Origin of the sequence: Nitrincola tapanii, assembly GCF_008368715.1 — a bacterium.
In the GTDB taxonomy this organism is placed as follows: Bacteria; Pseudomonadota; Gammaproteobacteria; order Pseudomonadales; family Balneatricaceae; genus Nitrincola; species Nitrincola tapanii.
In genome coordinates, this window is record NZ_SMRS01000006.1 from 35,291 (window position 1) to 58,569 (window position 23,279).

At 54.2% G+C, this 23,279-nt stretch carries 15 protein-coding genes; 3 read left to right on the top strand and 12 right to left on the bottom strand.

Going from position 1 to position 23,279, the window contains the following annotated elements; translation table 11 throughout:
• Position 1: 1 nt before the first annotated feature.
• The 5 genes from E1H14_RS08550 to E1H14_RS08570 all read right to left on the bottom strand — a co-directional run bounded on the left by E1H14_RS08550 (position 2) and on the right by E1H14_RS08570 (position 9,831).
• Entirely contained in the window at positions 2–1,303 is a 1,302-nt protein-coding gene (locus tag E1H14_RS08550) for a diguanylate cyclase domain-containing protein (RefSeq protein ID WP_149391050.1), read from the bottom strand.
• Positions 1,297–3,381: an ATP-binding protein gene (locus tag E1H14_RS08555; RefSeq protein ID WP_149391051.1), complete on the bottom strand. Its 2,085-nt coding sequence runs from the start codon at positions 3,379–3,381 to the stop codon at positions 1,297–1,299. Before E1H14_RS08555 ends, E1H14_RS08550 begins: the two co-directional genes overlap by 7 nt.
• 44 nt (positions 3,382–3,425) lie before the next feature.
• Positions 3,426–6,206 carry a formate dehydrogenase subunit alpha gene (gene fdhF / locus E1H14_RS08560; protein ID WP_200834071.1) on the bottom strand — a complete coding sequence of 927 codons (2,781 nt, stop codon included), beginning with the start codon at positions 6,204–6,206 and terminating at the stop codon, positions 3,426–3,428.
• The gene (locus E1H14_RS08565; RefSeq protein ID WP_149391053.1) at positions 6,199–7,896 is read right to left on the bottom strand and encodes an NAD(P)H-dependent oxidoreductase subunit E; all 1,698 of its coding nucleotides are present in this window, start codon (positions 7,894–7,896) and stop codon (positions 6,199–6,201) included. The genes fdhF and E1H14_RS08565 overlap by 8 nt, the downstream gene beginning before the upstream one ends.
• 93 nt (positions 7,897–7,989) lie before the next feature.
• Positions 7,990–9,831 carry an ABC transporter ATP-binding protein gene (locus tag E1H14_RS08570; RefSeq protein ID WP_235017427.1) on the bottom strand — a complete coding sequence of 614 codons (1,842 nt, stop codon included), beginning with the start codon at positions 9,829–9,831 and terminating at the stop codon, positions 7,990–7,992.
• 101 nt (positions 9,832–9,932) lie between these two features.
• Between E1H14_RS08570 and E1H14_RS08575 the strand changes: the two genes are divergently transcribed.
• Positions 9,933–10,619 carry a cytochrome b/b6 domain-containing protein gene (locus tag E1H14_RS08575; protein ID WP_149391054.1) on the top strand — a complete coding sequence of 229 codons (687 nt, stop codon included), beginning with the start codon at positions 9,933–9,935 and terminating at the stop codon, positions 10,617–10,619.
• Here the strand turns inward: E1H14_RS08575 and E1H14_RS08580 are convergent.
• The 7 genes from E1H14_RS08580 to tkt all read right to left on the bottom strand — a co-directional run bounded on the left by E1H14_RS08580 (position 10,616) and on the right by tkt (position 21,070).
• Positions 10,616–13,744 carry an efflux RND transporter permease subunit gene (locus E1H14_RS08580; RefSeq protein WP_149391055.1) on the bottom strand — a complete coding sequence of 1,043 codons (3,129 nt, stop codon included), beginning with the start codon at positions 13,742–13,744 and terminating at the stop codon, positions 10,616–10,618. The two genes, E1H14_RS08575 and E1H14_RS08580, sit on opposite strands and share 4 nt — an antisense overlap.
• Positions 13,737–14,792: an efflux RND transporter periplasmic adaptor subunit gene (locus E1H14_RS08585; protein WP_149391056.1), complete on the bottom strand. Its 1,056-nt coding sequence runs from the start codon at positions 14,790–14,792 to the stop codon at positions 13,737–13,739. Before E1H14_RS08585 ends, E1H14_RS08580 begins: the two co-directional genes overlap by 8 nt.
• 2 nt (positions 14,793–14,794) lie before the next feature.
• A complete protein-coding gene (locus E1H14_RS08590) occupies positions 14,795–15,679 on the bottom strand; it encodes a DMT family transporter (protein ID WP_149391057.1) in 885 nt (294 codons plus the stop codon).
• 82 nt (positions 15,680–15,761) lie between these two features.
• Positions 15,762–16,826, bottom strand: a complete 1,065-nt coding sequence (gene fba, locus E1H14_RS08595; RefSeq protein ID WP_149391058.1) for a class II fructose-bisphosphate aldolase — start codon at positions 16,824–16,826, stop codon at positions 15,762–15,764.
• Between the two features lie 11 nt (positions 16,827–16,837).
• Positions 16,838–18,004: a phosphoglycerate kinase gene (locus E1H14_RS08600; RefSeq protein WP_149391059.1), complete on the bottom strand. Its 1,167-nt coding sequence runs from the start codon at positions 18,002–18,004 to the stop codon at positions 16,838–16,840.
• 26 nt (positions 18,005–18,030) lie between these two features.
• The gene (locus E1H14_RS08605) at positions 18,031–19,062 is read right to left on the bottom strand and encodes a type I glyceraldehyde-3-phosphate dehydrogenase (protein WP_149391060.1); all 1,032 of its coding nucleotides are present in this window, start codon (positions 19,060–19,062) and stop codon (positions 18,031–18,033) included.
• Positions 19,063–19,075: 13 nt separating this feature from the next.
• Positions 19,076–21,070 (bottom strand): transketolase, encoded by a 1,995-nt coding sequence (tkt, locus tag E1H14_RS08610; protein ID WP_149391061.1) that lies wholly within the window; start codon positions 21,068–21,070, stop codon positions 19,076–19,078.
• Positions 21,071–21,307: 237 nt separating this feature from the next.
• Between tkt and metK the strand changes: the two genes are divergently transcribed.
• Positions 21,308–22,528, top strand: a complete 1,221-nt coding sequence (gene metK, locus E1H14_RS08615; RefSeq protein ID WP_149391062.1) for a methionine adenosyltransferase — start codon at positions 21,308–21,310, stop codon at positions 22,526–22,528.
• Between the two features lie 4 nt (positions 22,529–22,532).
• Positions 22,533–23,261, top strand: coding sequence for a 16S rRNA (uracil(1498)-N(3))-methyltransferase (locus E1H14_RS08620; RefSeq protein WP_149391063.1), 729 nt, complete (start codon positions 22,533–22,535; stop codon positions 23,259–23,261).
• The last annotated feature ends 18 nt before the right edge of the window (positions 23,262–23,279 follow it).

Genomic DNA, 23,279 nt, shown 5'->3' on the forward strand with positions numbered 1-23,279 from the left:
ATCATAATGGCTTCCCTGTCAGGACGGCTTGGCCTTTACCTGAGCGTTTGGCGCGGTACATGGCTTCATCGGCCGCACGCAGGAGGTGGTGGGTATCGAGCGCATCCGCTGGGCAGCAGGCGATCCCGACACTGGCGGAGATCTGCGCGATCCCTTCTGCGAGAATGCAGGGTTGGGAGATGGTTTGAATCACCTTCTCAGCGATCAATTTCACATTTTCTTCATCTGCGGTATGGCGTATCAAGATGGCGAACTCATCACCGGATAAACGCGCCACCGTGTCTGAGGTACGAATCACATGCTTAAGACGCTGGGCGATCTCAACCAAGAGCGCATCCCCTGCCGCATGGCCTAAGGTGTCGTTGACCGGTTTAAAACCATCCAGATCGATGTAGAGCAAGGCGAACACCGTTTTGTAACGCTGCATCTCGATCACCGCCTGCTCCAAACGATCATAGAAAAGCACCCGATTCGGTAATCCGGTGAGGCTATCGTGTGTGGCCTGATAGGCCAGTTGCTCTTCTGCTTTTTTGCGCAGTGTAATGTCATCAAACACCATGACATAGTTCGATACCGAACCGTCGGCGCGATACACCGCATGAGCGCGCATCGATAAAATCCGTGTACTTTCCTCCGTTCCGTGCAGGGTCAGCTCAGCCGCACATCGACCTTGTTCCGCCAAAGCTTTGAGTGGCTGCGCCCATCCACGCTCCAGGGTGAGATCACTGGGCAGCTCATTCAGGGCTCGCCCCACAATCTGTTCCTGATCCAGTTGTAAGAGTTGAGTGAAGGCTGGATTCACTTGCTGAACCTGCATATGTCGATCCAGCATGACGATCCCGGTATCGGTAATGGTAAACACCGCCTCGGCTAAGCGCGCGGTTTGATCACGCTCATGGCGCACAATCGCGTAACGAATCGCTTTGCGCAGGGCATGGCCATCACCACTTTTCACCAGATAATCCTGAGCTCCAAAACGCAGAGACTCTCGCACCAAACGGGTATCACTGACACCGGTTAAAATCACAATCGGAATATCGGGGGCACGATCACGCACACGCTCTAAAGTGATCAAACCCGAACAGTCGGGTAAGTTCAGATCCAATAGGATCACATCCGGGTGCTGATCTTCATCCTCAAGGATCGCCAACGCCTCAGCCAGAGATGGCACCGCGACCAAACTAAAGGCATCACTGGCTTTCTCGTTGAGATGGACACGAATTAAAGCCACATCCCCCGGCTCATCTTCGATCAGCAGTACGCGATACCCAAAGTTTTCTGATAAGTGTTCGCTATTCAGCAAAGTTGTTCTCCCTCAGACAGGCGCGGCAGGATAAATTTAAAACAGCTGCCCTGGTTTATTCCAGCCGACTCTGCCCAGATGATTCCACCATGTCGTTCTACTATTTTACGACAAACGGGTAAGCCAATTCCGCTTCCTGGATAGGCTCCGCGTGCATTTAAACGCTGAAAAACCAGGAAGACTCGCTCCAGTTGCGTGGCGTCTATGCCAATTCCTTGATCACAGATACTAAACTGCCAGCCCTGACTCAGCGCCTCGACCTTCAACTCTATCTCAGGCACGCGCCCTGCGGCATGAAACTTTAGTGCATTCGCGAGTAGATTCTGAAACAGCCGCACCCCTTCATTGCGCGCTATCTTTAATTTTGGCCAGTCACCGACTAAATGAATCTGTGCTTGCGTGGCTTGAATTTCTGGCTGCAGAAAGCGCAGGGCTTCCTCAAGCAATACCCGACTTTGAATCCACTGCTCCGGCTCACCACTGCGGCCGACACGAGAATACTCTAGCAGCGAGATCAGCATTTCATCTAACCGCTGGCTACCATCGAGCACATATTCCATATACTCGCGGCTTTCTTGATCCATCTGCGCTTGCAGACGTTGATTGAGCAACTCACTGAAACTGTTAATCATGCGCAAGGGTTGGCGCAAATCGTGAGAGGCCACATAGGCAAACTGTTCCAGTTCATCATTGGATTTTTGCAGCGCCAGGGCTTGCTGTCTTAAGCGCTCTTCCGTTTGCTTGAGATCAGTGATGTCTTGCACCGATCCGCGCAATTCCAATAACTCACCCTGAGGGCTGACACGTGCTTTGGCACGCTCATGCACCCAACGCACCTCACCGTTGGGACGCAGAATACGGTGTTCAACATCATGCCGTCCCTCTTTCTGCGCCAGCTGTTCACTGGCTTCCACTAAGGCTCGATCGTCTGGATGCACGGCTTGCTTAAATTTTTCGACACTGGGCTGTATCGACTTTGACCAACCGAAGATGGTATAGATTTCATCCGACCACCACAGTGCTCCAGTCTTCATATCCGCGCGCCAATGACCAAGTTGCGCCAGTTTCTGCACCTCTTCCAAACGCTGTTGCTGTTCTCGGCGTGCGCGTGCCACACGCTGCTGGTAGAGCAGCAAAACAAATAACACCGCTATCAGGGCACTGGCAAACAAGCCAAAAAAACCAAAACGGAACTGCTCACTGCGTGCAAAACGCTTAAGTTGGAGCAGCTCATCCTCCAAATCCTCCGTGACCACCACCAACAGCGGCCAGGCTTGCAAGCGCTGATACGCCACTTGCCGCATCCGACCATCAATAGGGGCCGCGCTGCGGTAAGCATAGGTTTCTGGAATCTGGCCTTGCAGCGCTGCCACACGCTCGATGTGCATTCCTGGGCGCAGATCAATCATCGGCATACGATAGATCAGCTCTCCCGGCAGCGTCAGTAAGGCCGTGGTCATGCGACTGTCCTCGGTGATACGGCCCAACTCCTGGGCCAGCGTGCGGACATCTATGGCGGCGATCAGCACACCGTCAAATTCGCCCTGAGCATCATAAAGGGGGCGACTCAGGGCAATAAACAAACGTGGACGATCCACACGTGAAAAAGCCGGCGGAGAGATCAGTGAGCGATCCTGTGGATCGTCTCGATGCTGGGTGAAATAATGACGATCCGCCACCCAAGGGGGAGGACCTGGCTGCGTCCAGTTTTGGATACGCCCGGTTTTGTCTAACCAGAGGTAATCGAGCAGCTCGGCACTTACAGAACGACGCGAGAGCATGACCCGGCGCACGTGCTCCTCTCGCAACTCGGAATGACTGGGGTGCTGAATCAGATCGCGAAGGGTCAGCAGGCTACGATCAATTTCGGCTAAACGCGCCGACACCAGCTCACCCTGTGTCAGGGCCAAAGCCTGAGTAGCGGTTTCGATCCGTGTCAAAGATTGCTGCTCGTGCAGACGCACACTGGCAAAATACTGCCAAAGCAAAGCACCCATCAACAAGGACCAGACCGCCAGCAATAGCCCCAGAACATGACGCCCACTTGGATCAAGTTGAGCTAAACCAGACTTCAGCACTTCAGCTCCTCAGCTCGAAGCGCCTCAACCCTCTTGAGCGCTTCTCAAATGGCAGGCACCTCCGCAATCGCTTCGAGGCGGCAAGCCGCAAATTTGAATTCGGGGATCTTACCATAAGGATCGAGTGCAGGATTAGTCAGCAGATTAGCAGCCGCTTCTTGATAGCAAAAAGGGAGAAACACCTGTCCCGGAGCAACACTGCTATCCGCCCGAACACGCAATTGAATTTCACCCCGCCGTGTGCGAATGGACACCCAAGCATCCCCTGGCAAACCCAGCTGCTGCAGGGTGGTCGGCGCAAGATGCGCACGTGCTTCCGGCTCTAAGGCATCCAACACCTGGCTGCGCCGGGTCATGCTCCCCGTGTGCCAGTGCTCCAGCACGCGCCCTGTCGTCAAGATCAAAGGGTAATCCTGATCCGGTAACTCTGCTGGGGGTTGATAGCTCACGGCATGAAAAGCCGCCCGCCCACCGGCTCTAGGGAAGGCATCAGCAAATACGATATCCTGCCCAGGCTGATCAGGACTGGCACAGGGATAGGTGACCGCACTCTCCTGCTGCAAACGCTGCCAAGAAATATGGCTTAAAGACGCCATCCCTTGCTGCATCTCCGCAAACACCTCACGCGGATGACTATACTCCCAAGGCAAGCCCATGCGTTGGGCGAGCGCCTGGATAATCCACCAATCAGGTTTAGCCTCTCCGGGTAAGGGTAAGGCGGCCTGCCCGAGCTGAACCTGACGATTGGTATTGGTGACCGTCCCTTCCTTTTCAATCCAAGCCGAGGCCGGCAGAATGACATCCGCGAGCTGTGCGGTTTCGGTGATAAACAGATCCTGTACAACCAGATGTTCTAATCTGGCCAAGGCTTCACGACTGTGCGCCAGATCCGGATCGGACATCGCCGGATTCTCGCCCATAATATACATCCCGCGCAGCTGACCGGCCTCCATCGCATGGATCATCTCCACCACCGTCAGGCCAGGCTGGCTCGGCAAGGGCGTTGACCAGAGACGTTCAAATTTAGCACGTGCCTGCGCATCGGCAACCGATTGATAATCGGGTAAAAACATCGGGATCAAGCCGGCATCCGAAGCGCCCTGCACGTTATTTTGACCGCGCAAAGGATGTAAACCGGTTCCCGGACGACCGGTCTGTCCACAGGCCAGCGCCAAGGCGATTAAACAACGCGCGTTGTCTGTGCCATGCGTATGCTGGGAGATCCCCATGCCCCAAAAAATGATGGCACTCGCAGCCTGTGCATACAGACGCGCGACTTTACGCAGACGTTCCGGCTCTATGCCACAGATGGGAGCCATGGCTTCAGGGGTCGCCTGTGCCACCGAAGTTTTGAATGCCTCAAACCCTTCAGTATGGGCCGCAATATACTCAGCGTTATAGAGCCCTTCGTTGATGATGACATGCAACAAGGCCGAATAGAGTGCCACATCACTGCCCGGTTTAAAGCGCAAGACCTCATCCGCGTATTCACTCAATGCCTGACCACGCGGATCGATAATAATCAGCTTGGCGCCGCGTTTCGCGGCTTGCTTAAAGAAGGTGGCGGCCACCGGATGATTCACCGCGGGATTACAGCCGGTGAGCAGTATTACATCCGATTGTTCAGCTTGACGGAAAGACGCCGTAACCGCCCCCGAGCCTAAACCCTCTAACAGAGCCGCCACCGAGCTGGCATGACACAGACGGGTACAGTGATCGACATGATTGCTGCCAAATCCGGTACGAATCAGCTTTTGAAACAACCAGGCTTCTTCATTACTGCACTTGGCACTGCCCAAACCGGCCAAGGCCTGCGCACCATAAGCCGCACGCAAATGAGCAAACCCCGAGGCGGCTTTATCCAAGGCTTCCTCCCAGGTGGCGGGACGAAAATGGGTCCAGGGCTGCGCTGGATCAAAATTCGGATCCAGCTGCTTACTCACCCCCTCGCGGCGAATCAGTGGTGTCAGCAAGCGTTGTGCATGGTGGACATAGTCGGCACCAAAGCGCCCCTTCACACATAAACGCTGTGCATTTGCCGGGCCATTACGCCCCTCTACGGCAATAATGCGATCCTCGCGGACCTTATAACTCACCTGACAACCCACCCCACAATAAGGGCAAACAGAGTCCACACTCCGATCAAAAGCGGCGGAGTCTCCGACGCCCTGAGCATCGACCAGTGTTTTTGGCATCAAGGCGCCGGTTGGGCAGATCTGTACACACTCACCACACCCTACACAATGGCTTTCACCCATCGGGTCATACAGATCAAAGACCACCTGGGTCTGCTGACCACGACCCACGAGGCCGATCACATCATTCACCTGAACTTCTCGACAGGCGCGTACACATAAGCCGCACTGGATACAGGCATCGGCTGCAAACTGCATTGCCGGATGCGACCTGTCTGCGACCACCTGTTTCTTCTGCCGTGGAAACTTGCCAACATCAATGGCCAATTCCTCGGCCCAGTGCCAGAAATGACTGGATCTATCCGGGCTTTCGGCACGCGCGGGTTGTTCGGCGGCTAACATCTCTAGGATCGTTTTGCGCGCGGCTTGAGCACGCTGTGAGCCTTGGCTCCAAATCACCAGGCCGGCACTGGCTTCACGCATACAACTGGCAACCAGTGTGCGTTCACCCTCGATCTCGACCATACAGGCACGGCAATTACCATCGGCTCGATAGCCAGGTGCCTCAGAAAAACATAGATGCGGGATCGCATCACCCAAGCGTTGAGCCAACTGCCAGAGGGTTTCTCCTGCCTGAGCTTCTACCTGCTGGCCATCATAGGTTAGAAAAAAAGTTGCCTGCTTATCCACGCTCCACCTCCAACAACTGAATCCGCTCAGGCAAGGCGTGCGGTAAAAACTTCAGCACACTCAATAAGCCATTGGGCGCGGCCTGACCTAGACCACAAATGGAAGCATCCTGCATCACCTGGCTGAGTTTGAGCAGCCAATCGCGATCCCAACGATCCTGGCGCAGATGTGCCAGCAGTTGCTCGGTTCCTAAACGACAGGGGGTACACTGACCACAGCTTTCTTCAGTGAAAAATGCCATGAGATTGAGTAAGACTTCACGCAGATCGTCCTGATCCGACAAAACGATGATCGCAGCAGAGCCGATAAAACAACCATAGGCCTGTAGGGTGTCAAAATCCAAAGGCAGATCCGCGTGTTCGGCACCGAGAATACCCCCCGATGCCCCACCGGGCAGATAGGCCAGGAGCTGATGTCCGGGCAACATACCACCACAGTACTCATCCAAAAGTTCACGCAGCGTAATCCCCGCTGGAGCCAGATGGACACCGGGGTACGCCACACGCCCGGAGACGGAAAAGCTGCGTAAACCCTGGCGTCCATGCCGTCCAGCCTGAGTAAACGTTTCACTGCCTGGGCGCAGCAACTCAGCCACCCAATAGAGGGTTTCCAGATTATTCACCAGTGTGGGACGTTGAAACAGCCCACGCTGAGCCACATAGGGTGGGCGCTGACGAGGTTTACCCGGTTTGCCTTCCAAAGACTCGATTAATGCCGACTCTTCGCCACAGATGTAAGCACCCGCCCCACGCCGCAGCTGGATATAACCTGGCGCAATCCAACCCTCTGTTTCTAATTCGGCAATCGCTTGCGTCAGCACCTGATGTAGCGCCGGATACTCATCTCTTAAGTAGATATACACCGCCTCAGCTGCAATACAGGCCGCGGCAATCAACATCCCCTCCAAACATTGGTGCGGTTGACGTTGCAAATAATAACGATCCTTGAAGGTGCCCGGCTCGCCTTCATCGGCGTTCACCACCAGATAGCGTGGCCCCGGCTGTTCTGCGACCAACTTCCACTTACGTGCGGTCGGAAAACCTGCACCGCCTAAACCACGCAAGCCCGCATGATTCAACTGATCGATCACCTGATCCAATCTGAGTGCTCCAGTACGCACCCGCTTCAGTACGGCATACCCCCCCTGCTGCTGATACGTCTCACAGGAAGGCCAGCTCAAATGTTCAGGCTGGCAGTCACCGGCCAGCCAGTGCTGCACCACACTTTGCACACTGGCTTTAGCCACTGGGAACTGCCCGACTATCGCCACCGGCGCCTCAGCACAACGCCCGACACAGGGCGCTTTTAAGAGTTGTACTTGAGACAGATCTAACCCCTGCTGCAAGCCTTGGTACAAAGCCTCGGCACCGGCCAGCTGGCAAGAGAGGGATTCACAAACACGAATTTTGAGTTTCGGTGGCGGTGTCGCGTCCGTTTCAATAATCTGAAAATGCGCATAAAACGCAGCCGTTTCCAACACCTCAACGGCGGGAATATTTAACCAGGCCGCTAAGGCATGCAGTTGATCCAAGCGCAAAGAGCCTTGAGCATCATTCAGGCAATGGAGATATTCCAAAAGCAGATCACGTTGTTGAGGAAGGTGGGCCAGCTGTTGCTGTACCTCTGCTAAAGCCTGCGCATTCAGCACACGACCTCGCAGCGGTTGAAAACGCTGAGCGTCTCGGGTCATGACAGGGATTCCAATATTCTTAGTCTTTTTCCCAACTTAACATGACCCGCCGACTCACACCATATAGCCAAGGAGGTATCTAAAAAGAGGCACTTAATCCAAACGATAGCCCTGTGCCTGCAGATGAAACAGTTCCGCATAACGGCCATTGGCGGCGAGCAGCGAGGCATGTGTGCCCTGCTCCTGAATTTCACCATGACGTAATAACACGATGTGATCGGCCATACGCACGGTCGAAAAGCGATGTGAGATCAGGATCACCATACGCTCTTGGCTGTGCTGACGGACATGCTCAAACACCTGAGCTTCGGCTTCAGCATCCATCGCTGCGGTGGGTTCATCCAAAACCAAAATATCGGCGTTGCTGCGCATAAACGCACGGCTTAAGGCGATCTTCTGCCACTGCCCTCCTGATAGTTCCTGCCCACCCTGAAACCAGCGCCCCAGTTGTGTGTGATAGCCGCCAGAAAGCTGACGAATAAAGGGATCTGCTAAGCCCAGCTCACCGGCTTCACGCCAACGCTGTTCATCGCTAAAGGCCGCCACATCCCCAACGCCAAGATTCTCTCCGACGAGAAATTGATAACGCACAAAATCCTGAAAAATCACACCGATACGCTGGCGCAGGGTCTGTGGGTCCCAATCCCTGAGATCACTGCCATCCAACAAAATGCGCCCTTCGGTCGGTTGATAGAGGCGAGTCAGGAGTTTGATCAGTGTGGTTTTACCCGAACCATTTTCACCCACGAGCGCTAAAGATGTTCCCGGTGGGAGATGGAGGCTCACCTGCTTCAGTGCGGGTTTGTCAGCTCCTGGATAGACAAAACTAACGGACTCAAAACGAATACCCTCCTGCGGATTCACACCTTGCGTCAGGGTACCGCGCTCCAACTCCACCGGCTGTTCCAGATACTCATAAAGATTGGATAAATAGAGGTTATCCTCATACATTCCACTGATCGCGGTCAGATTGGTACTGATCGCACTCTGCCCCTGCTTAAAAACCAAAAGATACATGGTCATTTGACCCAGTGTAATAACTCCCTGCACCGTCTCCACCACAATCCAGGCATAGGCCGCATAAAAAGCTAGGGTGCCCAAGAGACCGAGAATAAATCCCCAGAGATCACGGCGGATGATGAGGTGTCGCTCAGCCCCAAATAACGTGTGAAAAATCGCCTTATAACGATCGAGCAACAACTGCCCTAGGCCAAATAAGCGCACCTCTTTAATACTGTCTTCACGCGCCAACAGGGTTTCAAGATAGAGCTGTTTACGCAACTCAGGTGAGCGCCAGCGTGACAGTTGAAAGGCATCTCCAGAGAATTTGGCTTCAGACACAAACACCGGTAAAGCCGCCAAAAACAACACCAACAAAACCCAGGGTGAGAACTGCACCAACAAAATGGCAAAGCTCAACAGCGCAATGGAGTTCTGTAACAGGCTAAAGGTTTTGTTGACCAAAGCGAGAGGCCGAATCGAGGCTTCCCGCCGTGCTCGCGTGAGTTTGTCGTAAAACTCAGAGTCTTCAAACTGCGTCAAAGACAGGGTTTGTGCCTTCTCCAAAATCATGACGTTGACGCGCTGGCCCATCAAAGCACGTAAAATAGATTGCTGCGCCGACAAACCACGCTGGGCCGCAGCGAGTAAGATCAGCACCAGAGCTTCCCAGAGCAACCAACGAAAAACCGCGCTGTAGTCGCGAGTAGTCGGATCCTGCGCCGCTTGGGTGACTACCTCATCCACAATCAACTGCCCAATCCAGGCCGCAATGGCCGGTAACACCCCCGCCAAAAAGGTCAGCGCCACTAATCCAAGTGTGAGCAGCGGCGATGTGCTCCAAACCAATTCGAGGGCACGACGACTGTAACGAAACACGGAAAAAAAACTTTGCCGTAAACGCTGGGTTTCTGTGGTCACAGTGGCTGAACTCAAAACAAAACTCCTTGGTCACTCAGCACAATTGGATTGCGGTTCAATATGTTATGCTGACCTTGAAACTCAAGACAGCGCATCAACCTTAAAGGATCTAGCCTATGCACACTCAGGTTAAAGTTTGGGATTGGAGTCTCCGTGTGTTCCACTGGAGTCTACCCATCTTACTGTTTTTACTTTGGTTCTCGGCCACCCAAAGCAGCAGCTTTGATCGTTTAGAACATCACATGATTCTGGCCCAAATCCTGATGGGACTGGTGATTTACCGGATTATCTGGGGTTTTATCGGCACCCCCGCCGCACGTTTCTCACGTTTCCTCTACGGCCCCGGGCGCATCGGGCGTTATGCGCAATCCCTGCTACAACGCCAACCACAACACTATCTCAGCCACAATCCTATGGGCGGCCTCATGGTGTTGGTGCTGCTCGGCGTGCTGGCGTTCCAACTTCTCACCGGCCTATTTACCACCGATGACATCCTCTTTGATGGCCCGCTGGTCGCCGGGACCGCTCGCGAAACCGTGCGTTGGATGAGTGGCTGGCACCGTACCTTCTTTTTTGATTGGATCTTGCCGCTGATTGCTCTACACCTATTCGCCATCTTACTGCATAAGCTCCTGGGCGAAGGCTTGGTTAAAGCCATGTTTACCGGGCGCAAACCTCACACCCCACACACGCAAGATGCTCAAAACCTCTGCCCTGAATCGGCAGCTTTCCCTTGGGCGCGTTTTGGTCTCGCCGTGATCCTGGCCGTGGCTCCAGTGGTGTATATCTTTCACCTGAGCTAAACCGAGGTCTGAGAGTCCGGTGCCGCCTGTTCAACGGAGCCGGACTCAGGATGCAGCAAAGAGTAGATCACCGGCACCAGAATCAAACCCACCAGCATGGAGAAGCTCAACCCAAAGACAATAGCCACTGCCAAGGGTTGTAGCATCTCCGAACCCTCGCCCAGGCCTAGCGCCAAAGGCAACATCCCGGCCACGGTCGTTAGAGTGGTCATCAGAATTGGGCGTAAGCGTAAGGCCGCAGCATGCACGATCGCGGCATCACGCGCGACACCACGATCTCTTTCCAACTCGATATATTCGACCATGACTATGGCATTGTTGACGACAATACCGGCCAACATAATCATCCCCAGCCAAACCGGCATAGAGAGTGGCATACCCAAAGCATTTAAGCCACTGGCGACACCTATGGCACTAAAGGGCACACTGAGAATGATCACTAGAGGGTTGCGCAGGGATTCATACTGAACCGCCATCACCACAAAGACTAAAAAGAGCGCCAACAACAAGAGTAAACTGGTCATTTGTTGGCCTTCCTGCAACACCTGCCCCGCACCGCCATCATAACGGCTGTAACCCTCCGGCAACTCCAAATCTGCTAAAACCTGATCTATCTGCTGCAAAACACTGCCGAGCGCCGCGCCCGACATCAGATTGGCGCTGATTTCAACAATTCGCATCTGACTGTCACGACGAATCGTGCCCGGTGCACGAATGAGGCTGACTTCAGCCACCTCATGCAGATAGACCGGTTCAGTCTGACGTGGGAAAAGCAGCAAGGCTTCGAGCGCCTGTGGATCCTGCACCTGCTCACGCGGCAAACGTAAACGAATATCAACACTGCGTCCCTGATCAAAAAACTCGCTGACCACTCGCCCTTCTAGGGCATATTGCAAGGCTTGAGAAAGATCCATCACTTCGACCCCTAAGCGCGCAGCCACTTGACGATCGAGGCGTATATCCAGCTCTAAAGCCTCCTCTTCTGAGGAGTAGGCGATGTTCTGCACACCCGAGACTGCACGCAAACGGCTTTGTACTTCACGCGCCAAACGATCCAATACCTCCAGATCCGGCCCTTGGATACGCACACTAATATCGTCATCACTGGTACTGGTACGGATGCCACGTATCCCCTGCTGGCGCATCCGCACCTGCACCCCGGCCAGCTGCAGTTCACGAATCTCTGCATTCATCTGGTTGATCCACTGCTGCGACGTCAGTGCACGACTCTTTAAAGGGCGTAATTGCACCGTCAGAGTGGCTTGATTCGGCGTTTCGCGTGCCGAACGACCAAACACATTTCCACCGGCCACAGTGAAGACCGTTGCCACATCCCGGTGCTCTGCAAAAAGGGCTTCGATACGACGCACCTTCTGATCCATTGCCTCTAGGGTGATATCGGTATCCGCGACTAAACGCACCTGTATCTGTCCATCATCCAGCGTGGGCAAAAAGGTTTGGTCAGGACTGAAAAAAGTGGGTGCACTCGTGGCCAAAGCCAAGACAAAGATCAAAGGCACCGGCCAGCGCACACGCAAAATACGTTGAATTAAAGCAACATACAGACGGCGCAGTGCATTCAAGCCTCGATCAAAAATCTGCCGGAAACGCCCCTGACGCTGCTGGGTTACACGTGCCGAGAGCGCTGGTACCAGGGTGAGGGCGATCACCATAGAGGCTAGAATCGCGGAGGTGATGGTCATGATCAATTCACGAAACAACAAACCCACCAAACCACCGACAAAGAGGAAGGGTAAGATGGCAGCCAGGTTAGTTGAAGTGGAAGCGACTATGGCACTGTTCACTTCTGCGGCGGCTTGGGCGGCATCGTCATAGGAAGCTTCACCTTTACGTTGATGCCGATAGATGTTTTCCAGCATCACGATGGTATTGTCTACCAACATCCCCACACCCAGCGCCAATCCGCCTAAGGTCATCACATTCAGGGTTAACCCGCCTAAACCCATCAAAACAAAGGTCACCATCACCGCGATCGGGATGGCACTGCCGATGATCAAGGTGCGACGTAAATTACCAAGAAACAGATAGACCACGGACATGGCCAACAGGGCACCACTGACCACCGCTAGCACCGAATTATTCAGCGCCTGACGCACATAGATCGACTGATCCGCCACCGGCAAGATTTCAATCGACGGCGGAATCAGCGCCTGCTCTTGTAACCAAGCTAACCGCTGTTCAACTAGATTGGCGACCTGAATCGTGTTGGCTTCAGGCTGTTTTTGGATGGAGAGTTTAATGCCGGGGACACCATTGGCCCGAATCCGCAGAGTTTCTTCCTGATGAGTGTCCAACACCTGCGCCAACTCAGCCAGCATCAGACTGTGCCCATCGCCAATGGGGATCGGCAGAGTGGCCAGCTCTTCCACACTGGCAAAGCGCCCAGAGATACGTCCGGCCAACTCCTGGTTAGGCTGGCGCAAGCGCCCAGCAGGGTCTTGGCGATTACCACGCGCCAAGGCATCGACTAAATCATCTAGTGTTAAGCCCACGGCCGCTAAGCGTTGCGGGTCTGGGCGTATCTGCACCTCTCGCTCTAATCCCCCACCCACCTCCGCTGCCGCCACCCCAGGCAGATTGATAAACCATTTCGCAAAGACGTCATCCGCCCAGGTACGTAACTCCACAGCATCCATTAAATTCGAACTGATCGAATACTCCAGCACCGGGATTTGTGAGGGATCACGTTTAAAAATCACCGGCTGCTCGATGCTATCAGGCAGAAAGCGCCGCGCTCGGTCCAGGCGTGTACTGGCATCACGCAGGGCGAGATCGATGTCCTTCCCATAAGGAAAAGAGAGATCGACCACACTTCGTCCAAGCTCACTGGAGGATTGGATGCTGATCAAATCTTCCGTTATTGCCAGTTGCTCTTCCAAATAACGGGTGACACGATCCTCCATGACCAGAGCCGGCACACCGGGATCTGTCACTGAGACCCGAATTTCCGGGTAGATCAAGCGCGGCAGGAGATCAACCGATAAGCGCCCTAGGCTGAATAAACCGAGCACCACCACGGCTAGGGCGATCATACAGACCCCTACCGGATGACGAATCGACCAACCGGCAAGTCCAGCACCGTGACGCAGCGGGGCTTTACTCATCCTCAACCATCCTATTATGGCGACTGCTCAGGCTGACCTTTTGTCCAGGCCTGAGGCCAAAAAAGCCACGCACCACCACCTGCTCTCCCGGCTCCAATCCACTCAGCACTTCGATCTGATCGGCCAAACGCAAGCCGGTCGTCACGGGACGTAATTCCACTTCCGACGCCGCATTTAAAACAAAGACCTGCGTGCTTTCTCCCTGACGTAAGGCCGCAAACGGGATTACTCGGCGTGGTTGGGTTGCCGCCTCGATACGAACCCGGGCAAATTGCCCCACACGCGCCCCTTCTGGCAAGGGATCTAAACTGATTTCCACACGCCCTAAACGCGTGCGGGGATCAATTTCAGGATAAATACGTGTGACCCGCCCAAGATGCTCAGTACTCCCCAATGCATCGATCTGCACCTGCACGGCATCACCCCGCTGCAAGGTCTGCAGCAACTGCTCGGACAGATTGAGATCTATCAACAAGGAGCTGGGGTCCATCAGACTGAGCACGTGGGTGTTGCGTGCTACAAAAGTATTCGGCTCAGACAAGCGCTCACTGATCACACCCGTAAACGGGGCACTGATCCGTGTATAACTTAAGCGTGCGTCGAGCAATTCAAATTCTGCCTGTAGCACAGAAAGCTCAGTTTCACGGCGCTGCCGCTCCTCAACCGCGATTAAATTGCGTTCACTCAGCGTACGGGCCCGCTGCAGATCCTGCTGGGCTTGACTTAATTCGGCACTGACACGGCGGCGCTGTGCACGCAATAAACGATCATCCAAACTCAGGAGCAGCGCGCCCTCCTCCACCCGATCTCCTGGGTAAAAGGGCAAGGCCGTGATCACCCCCTCTTCCTGACTGAGAATCTGAGCCGAGCGCAGCGCACGCAAAGTACCACTGCGTTGCACAGCTAGAGCTAAACTTCTCTCCTCCACCTCAGCCACTTCCACCCAATGAATAGGCGCTGCACGCGTTGTACTGACCGGGGGACTGCCTGATCCCGTATCACAGCCGGCTAAGAGCAGCAGAGCACCTGCCAAGATCCATCGTTTCATAGCTAACCTTTTGTGCTGGAACGAAATTCAATCAAGGGTGGAAAACGTGCTAAATACACATTTACCGCTAAAGAAAAGAGTATCAGCGCACCGCCTAAACTTAAGCGCAGCAGATCTGCTTCACGATTCCAGATGAGCAGATTGACCAACAAACCTGCGGGAATCAACGCATTGTTCATCACCCCCAGCGTACCGGCATCCACTTGAGTCGCTCCCTTGTTCCAAGCGAAAAATCCCAAGCCTGACGCCATCCAACCCAACCAAAGCAAAACCGCCCATTGCACAGGGGTCGAGGGCAGCTTGTCGGGTTGCCCTAAAATCAGGTACGCAGGCAAAACCCATATCAGTGCACCCAGGTAAAAGAAACCAAAACTGCCCCAGGCGGACACCTGAGGTGCCTGGCGCATCAAATGTGCATAACCTACCTGTCCGGCCGCAAACGCCAAATTGGCCAACTGCAAAATCAGAAAGCCGGTCAGGAACTCTGCGCTCACCTGATCATAACGGATGATTGCCGCCCCGATAACGGCTAAGGCCGTGGCCACCCAGGGTGCCAGAGTCAAACGCCGCTGCAAAAGATCATCGATCAAGGCCACATACAGCGGCGTAAAAATGGTAAAGAGTAAGACCTCAGGCACACTGAGAAATTCAAACGCGCGATAGAGGCAAACATAGGTTACACCAAACTGTAACGCCCCCACTGCGGTAATGCCCAACATGATCCGTCCGGGGATCGCACGCCACTGGATAAAGGGAATAAACAGTAACCCGGCTAACAGAACTCGCGTCAGTACCGCAAAATAACTGTCGACCTGACCGGCTAAAAACTCACCAATCAAGCTAAACGAAAAAGCCCAGAGCAGGGTCACCAGAATCAAATAGGGCATCACATCGACTCAATAAAAAAGGGTGGCGTTTGTCTGCGCCACCCTATCGTGCTTCCTCAGCAAAATGCTGAAGGAATCAGGATTATTTTACCTTCACATCCAGCTCACCGGACTCATAAAGATCGGCCATTTTTTCCAGGGACACAGGCGTGATTTTGCTCGCATTGCCTGCGCTACCAAAGGCCTCGTAACGTGCAATACAGATCTCGCGCATCGCATCCATAGTAACCTTCAGGAATTTGCGTGGATCAAACTCAGCCGGATGCTCGGCCAGGAAGCGACGCACAGCACCGGTAGAGGCCAAACGCAGATCGGTATCGATATTAACCTTACGCACACCATGCTTGATGCCCTGGACGATCTCTTCGACCGGCACCCCATAGGTTTCTGGAATCTCGCCACCATATTGGTTGATCACCGCCAACCATTCCTGAGGCACCGAAGAGGAACCGTGCATCACCAAATGGGTGTTTGGAATACGTGCATGGATCGCTTTGATACGCTCAATCGCCAGGATGTCGCCTGTTGGTGGACGCGTGAATTTATACGCCCCGTGGCTGGTGCCGATCGCAATCGCCAGCGCATCCACACCGGTTTTGCTGACGAAATCAGCCGCTTCATCCGGATCGGTCAGCATCTGATCATGGGACAGTATTCCTTCCGCACCGATACCATCTTCTTCACCGGCTTGGCCCGTTTCGAGCGAGCCCAAGCAACCCAACTCACCCTCAACCGAGACACCACAGGCATGCGCCATCTCGACCGTACGGCGTGTCACCTCGACATTGTACTCATAGGTGGTCGGCGTTTTACCATCGCTGCCCAAAGAACCATCCATCATAACCGATGAAAAACCCATCGCAATTGAGCGCTGGCAAACGGCTGGGCTGGTACCGTGATCCTGGTGCATACACACCGGAATCTGAGGAAACTCTTCAATCGCCGCCAAAATCATGTGGCGCAAGAAGTTGGAACCGGCGTATTTACGTGCGCCCGCAGAAGCCTGAACAATCACCGGAGAGTCGGTTTTTGCCGCCGCTTCCATGATCGCACGCATCTGCTCGAGGTTGTTGACGTTAAACGCCGGAATACCATAACCGCGCTCTGCTGCGTGATCCAACAGCTGACGCATTGACACTAAAGCCATGAGAACACCCCTTATTTAGAATATCGTTCCTGTAATACTGCCACCGCAGGCAGTACCTTACCTTCCACAAACTCCAGGAAAGCGCCACCACCGGTCGAGATATAGGATACCTGATCGGCAATATCATATTTATCCACAGCGGCCAGCGTATCGCCGCCGCCAGCGATCGAGAATCCCTGACTCTTAGCAATCGCCAGTGAAATTACACGTGTCCCCTCACCAAACTGATCAAATTCGAACACCCCAACCGGGCCGTTCCAAATAATCGTACCCGCCCCTTGCAGCAGTTCCGCCAGCTGTTTGGCCGACTCAGGACCGATATCCAGAATCATTTCATCCTCAGCCACTTCATCCGCCGATTTGATCACGGCTTCAGCCGATTCGGAGAACTCCTTAGCCACCACCACATCCACGGGCAGAGGAATGCTGACTTTTGCCATCAAGGCCTGCGCCGCTGGGATCAGATCATGTTCACACAAAGACTTACCCACCGGCTTACCGGCGGCCGCCAGAAAGGTATTGGCAATCCCACCGCCGACAATCAATTGATCGCACTTCTCAGACAGTGCATTCAGCACTTCCAACTTCGTGGACACCTTTGAGCCACCCACAATCGCCGTCATCGGGCGCGCCGGATTGTCTAAAGCACGTGCCAAGGCCTCCAGTTCACTGGCCAAAAGTGGGCCTGCGCAGGCCACCGGTGCAAAGCGCGCGACACCATGCGTTGAAGCCTGAGCGCGATGTGCGGTACCAAAGGCATCCATCACATAAACGTCACAAAGCGCAGCCATTTTTTTCGCCAAGGCTTCATTATCTTTCTTTTCACCGGCGTTAAAGCGCACGTTTTCCAGCAACACAACATCGCCTTCCTGCAGCTCAAAGCCTCCGTCCAGCCAATCCTGAATCAGTGGCACTTGACGCTCCAGTAGACGAGAGAGATGAGCCGCGACAGGGGCTAAAGAGTATTTCTCTTCGTACTCACCTTCGCTCGGGCGACCGAGGTGAGACATCAGCATGACCTTGGCACCGGCCTTTAATGCCATCTGAATCGTCGGTAAAGACGCACGAATACGGGCATCTGAAGTCACCTGTCCGTCTTTGACGGGTACGTTCAAATCTTCGCGGATCAGGACACGTTTACCGGCCAGATCCAAATCGCTCATTTTCAGTACATTCATGCTGAAAAGTCCTGTGTAAAGTTCAGTTAGTCAAAATCATTTTTCAGGCTTAACCAATGCTGGGCAACATCCAGCATACGATTGGCGTAGGCCCATTCGTTATCAAACCAGGCCATTAATTTCACCAGCGTGCCACCCGATACCCGTGTTTGTGTGCCATCAATCACAGCTGAACGCGGATCGTGATTGAAGTCTACTGAGGCATGCGGCTCTTCGGTATAACCTAAAAGTCCGGTCATCGGCCCCTGTGCCGCCGCCTGCTGAAACAGCTGATTCAACTCGGCAACACTCGTAGCACGCTGCAGATTCACACTTAAATCCATCAAGGACACATTCAGCGTCGGCACACGCAGATGCAGACACTGGAAACGTCCGGCCAGATGCGGCAGCAAGCGATCGATACCCCGGCTTAATCCAGTATCGACAGGGATCATCGAGTGTAAGGCACTGCGCGTCAGGCGCAGATCGGTGTGGTGATAGCTATCGATCACCGGCTGATCATTCATGGCGGAATGGATGGTGGTGGTGACACCATTCTGAATACCAAACGCCTGATCCAGCAGATGCAAGACCGGAATCAAACAGTTGGTCGTACAGGAGGCTGAAGAAACGATACGATGCTCGGCTCGTAGCTCCGACTGATTTAGACCATAAACGATGGTGGCATCGATCTCCGCTTCTGCAGGATGGGAGAACAACAAGCGTTGAGCGCCAGCATCCAGATGCCTCTGCGCCTCGGCACGACTGGAAAAGGTTCCCGATGACTCCAGCAGCAGATCTATCCCCAGCGCGTGCCAGGGCAGATCTTCAGGCTGTGGATGACTCAAGACCTGGATGCGATCCTCGGCGATACACAGGTATTTTCCATCCTGATGCACCGGCAAAGGGAAGCGGCCATGCGTCGTATCATAGCGGGTAAGATAGGTGAGTGTTTCCAGATCGGCCAGCTCATTCAGCGCCACCACCTGCAGTTGTGACTGCAAGCCACGCTCATAGATAGCGCGCAACAGACACTGTCCGATGCGCCCATAGCCATTAATTGCCAGCCGATAACTCAAGGCTTAGCCACCCTCACAGCAAGCCGCGGGCGGCATTCACCACCGCTTCGCGGGTAATGCCAAAATGCTTAAACAACTCACCCGCAGGCGCTGATTCTCCAAAGCTACGCATGCCGATGATGGCACCTTGCAAGCCAACATACTTGTACCAGAAGTCCGCCTGAGCCGCTTCCACCGCCACACGTGCGCTCACCGCTGCGGGCAGCACCGCTTCTTTATACGCAGCGTCCTGCTTATCAAAGCGCTCGGTGCAAGGCATAGACACTACACGCACCTGCTTACCGTCTGCAGCCAACTCTTGTGCAGCCGCAACGGCCAGCTCCACTTCCGAACCTGTCGCCATCAGAATCAGCTCGGGCACACCGCTGCAATCCTGCAGGATATAAGCACCGCGGCTAATCGCTGCGATCTGCTCGGGTTGACGTGGCTGATGCGGCAGATTCTGACGCGAGAAGATCAGTGCACTCGGGCCATCCTGACGCAAGACGGCTTCTTTCCAGCACACGGCCGATTCCACCGCATCACAAGGACGCCAGGTTTCCATATTCGGGGTGTGACGCAGGTTAGAAATCTGTTCGATCGGTTGATGCGTGGGGCCATCTTCACCCAGACCTATGGAGTCGTGGGTGTAGACAAAAATCACGCGCTGCTTCATTAGCGCCGCCATACGCACCGCGTTACGTGCATACTCCATAAAGACCAAGAAGGTGGCACCGTAGGGGATAAATCCACCATGCAGCGCAATACCGTTCATCATGGCACTCATGCCAAATTCACGCACCCCGTAGAACAGGTAGTTGCCCGAAGCCTCTTCACGGCTCACCCCCTGGGCACCCGACCAGAGTGTCAGGTTGGAACCGGCGAGATCCGCCGATCCACCCAGGAATTCCGGCAACATCGGCCCCAGCGCATTGAGCGCATTTTGCGAAGCTTTACGTGAAGCGATGGTTTCACCCTTGGCCGCCACCTCGGCAATCCAAGCATCCACCTGGGCTTCAAAATCAGCCGGTAACTCACCACTTAAACGACGTAACAGCTCTGCCGCTAATTCTGGATAGGCGTGGTGATAAGCCGCCAGCTGCTCATTCCAAGCATTTTCAGCATGTTGACCCGCTTCTTTGGCATCCCAATCGGCGTAGATGTCGGCCGGAATCTCAAAAGCCGGATGCGGCCAGTTCAGCGCTTCACGAGCCAGTGCGATCTCAGCATCGCCTAAAGGTGCACCGTGGCACTCTTCTTTACCCTGTTTGTTCGGTGAACCAAAACCGATAATGGTTTTGCAGCAGATCAAGGTCGGCTGTTCGGTGTTTTCGCGCGCCTGTTCAATCGCGGCGCGAATCTGATCGGCATCATGGCCATCTACACCGGCAATCACCTGCCAGCCATAGGCCGCAAAACGTGCCGGGGTGTTATCGGTAAACCAACCTTCGACTTCACCATCAATCGAGATGCCATTGTCATCCCAAAACGCAATCAGTTTGCCCAGGCCCAGGGTACCCGCCAGTGAACAGGCCTCGTGTGAAATACCCTCCATCAAACAACCATCGCCCATAAAGACATAGGTGTGATGATCGATGATGTCGTGACCTTCGCGGTTGAACTGCGCAGCCAGCACTTTTTCTGCGATCGCCATCCCCACCGCATTGGTGATGCCCTGCCCCAGAGGTCCTGTGGTAGTTTCCACACCTGGGCAGTAGGCAAACTCAGGATGACCCGCTGTTTTGCTGTGCAACTGACGGAAGTTTTGCAGATCGGAGATGCTGACATCATAGCCCGTCAGATGCAGCAGAGAGTAGATCAGCATGGAGCCATGACCGTTGGACAGAACAAAGCGGTCACGATCAAACCAATGCGGATTCGCCGGATTATGCTTGAGGAAGTCGTTCCAGAGGACTTCAGCGATATCGGCCATCCCCATCGGGGCACCCGGATGACCGGATTTGGCTTTCTGGACAGCATCCATGCTCAAAGCCCGGATGGCATTGGCAAGTTCACGGCGAGAGGACATTCATCAACTCCTGGGTCAAACCCATCTTGAGGTTGCATCAAAAATTCAGGCGCTGATTTTCGCCCAGATGCCGCCGCGCATCAAATCGAAATCAGGGAAAAGCGATAATTTCATGCAAAAATGAGCAAAATTCCGTTTCGCAACGTAAATGCCCCATGAAATCGACGCGCTCTGCCGCTAAAATGGGCGGCTATTCCATTTTTGCGCGTTGACCCAACTTGAGGATACCTCCCGGTTATGAGCGAATATTCCCTGTTTACCTCTGAGTCTGTGTCTGAAGGCCACCCAGACAAAATTGCCGATCAGATCTCCGATGCGGTGCTGGATGCCATTATTGCCCGCGACAAACATGCCCGTGTTGCCTGTGAAACACTGGTCAAAACCGGTGTCGCCATCGTCGCCGGTGAAATCTCAACCAGCGCTTGGGTCGATCTGGAAGAGCTAGTGCGCAAGGTAATCTGCGACATCGGCTACACTTCTTCCGATGTTGGGTATGACGGCGAAACCTGTGGTGTGCTCAACCTAATTGGCAAGCAGAGTGTGGATATTGCCCAGGGTGTGGATCGCAGCAAACCTGAAGATCAAGGTGCAGGTGATCAGGGTTTGATGTTTGGTTATGCCACCAATGAAACCCCTTCTTTTATGCCTGCACCGATTCACTATGCACATCGTTTAGTTGAGCGCCAAGCCGAACTGCGTAAAAGCGGACTGCTGCCTTGGTTACGTCCAGATGCCAAAAGCCAGGTGACCTTCCGTTACAACGAGCAAGGACAACCCTGCGCGGTAGAAGCGGTGGTTCTGTCTACACAGCATGACCCCGAGATCAATCAGGAAGATCTGCGACGCATGGTTCGGCGTGAAATTATCGAAGCCGTCATCCCGGCAGAATGGTTGTCTGCGCAGACCCAGTATCACATCAACCCTACCGGCAAATTTGTGATTGGCGGCCCTGTAGGTGACTGTGGTTTGACTGGACGCAAAATCATCGTTGATACCTATGGCGGCATGGCACGTCATGGAGGGGGCGCTTTCTCGGGTAAGGATCCTTCTAAAGTGGATCGTTCAGCCGCCTATGCCGGGCGTTATGTGGCCAAGAATATTGTCGCCGCTGGCTTGGCTGATCGTTGTGAAATCCAAGTCTCGTATGCGATTGGTGTGGCCGAACCGACCTCAGTGTCGATCAATACCTTTGGCACCGGCAAAGTCAGCGACCAGCGCATCGTTGAACTGGTGCGCCAGGAATTTGACTTGCGCCCTTATGCCATCACCAAAATGCTCGATCTGCTTCACCCCATGTACCAATTGACCGCCGCTTATGGCCACTTTGGTCGTGAACCTTTTGAAGCTCAGTACCACTGGAAGGATGTAGATGGTCAGGAATACTCTGAAACCTTCACCGCCTTCCCTTGGGAAAAAACCGATCGTGCGCAGGCATTGAAGCAGGCAGCGGGTCTGTAATCCTATGCGCATCCCACGCTTTTATGAGCCGTTACTCCAGGCAGGAATGGATCAACTCGAACTCAGCGAAAGCGTGGCGCAACATGCTTTAAAAGTTCTACGGATGCGCGAAGGTGAGCGCCTGCGTTTGTTTAATGGTCAGGGCCTGGAGTTTCTCGCGGAACTCCTACCGGCCAGCCGCCGCAGTGCGCAAGCACGCCTGCTCGAATCCATCCCACAACATAGCGAGTCGTCTCTGCGGATCGAGCTAGGCCAAGCGCTGTCGCGGGGTGAGCGTATGGACTTCGCCATCCAAAAGGCCACGGAGCTAGGCTGCGCACAGATTACCCCCCTGTTTACTGAGCGCTGTGAAGTGCGCCTGGATGCTCAGCGTCAAGATAAGCGTCAACGCCACTGGCAACAGATCGCCATCAGTGCCTGTGAGCAATCACAACGTCAAGTGATCCCTGAGATCACTCACCCTGTGCCGTTACAGGATTGGTTATCTGACTGCCAAGCCGATCTGAAGCTGGTGCTCGATCCGCACCAGGCCTTAAGTCTAGGGGAGCATCCACGTCCGCAATCCATTGCCCTGTTAATTGGCCCCGAAGGGGGACTCAGTGCAGAGGAGATTGAATTGGCACGCAACCAAGGCTTTTTCCCGCTGACGCTCGGGCCACGGGTGTTACGTACCGAAACGGCGCCAGTCGCAGCCTGTGCAATTTTGCAGTATCTTTGGGGTGATCTCAGCTAGTCCTTTGACTAGCATCCC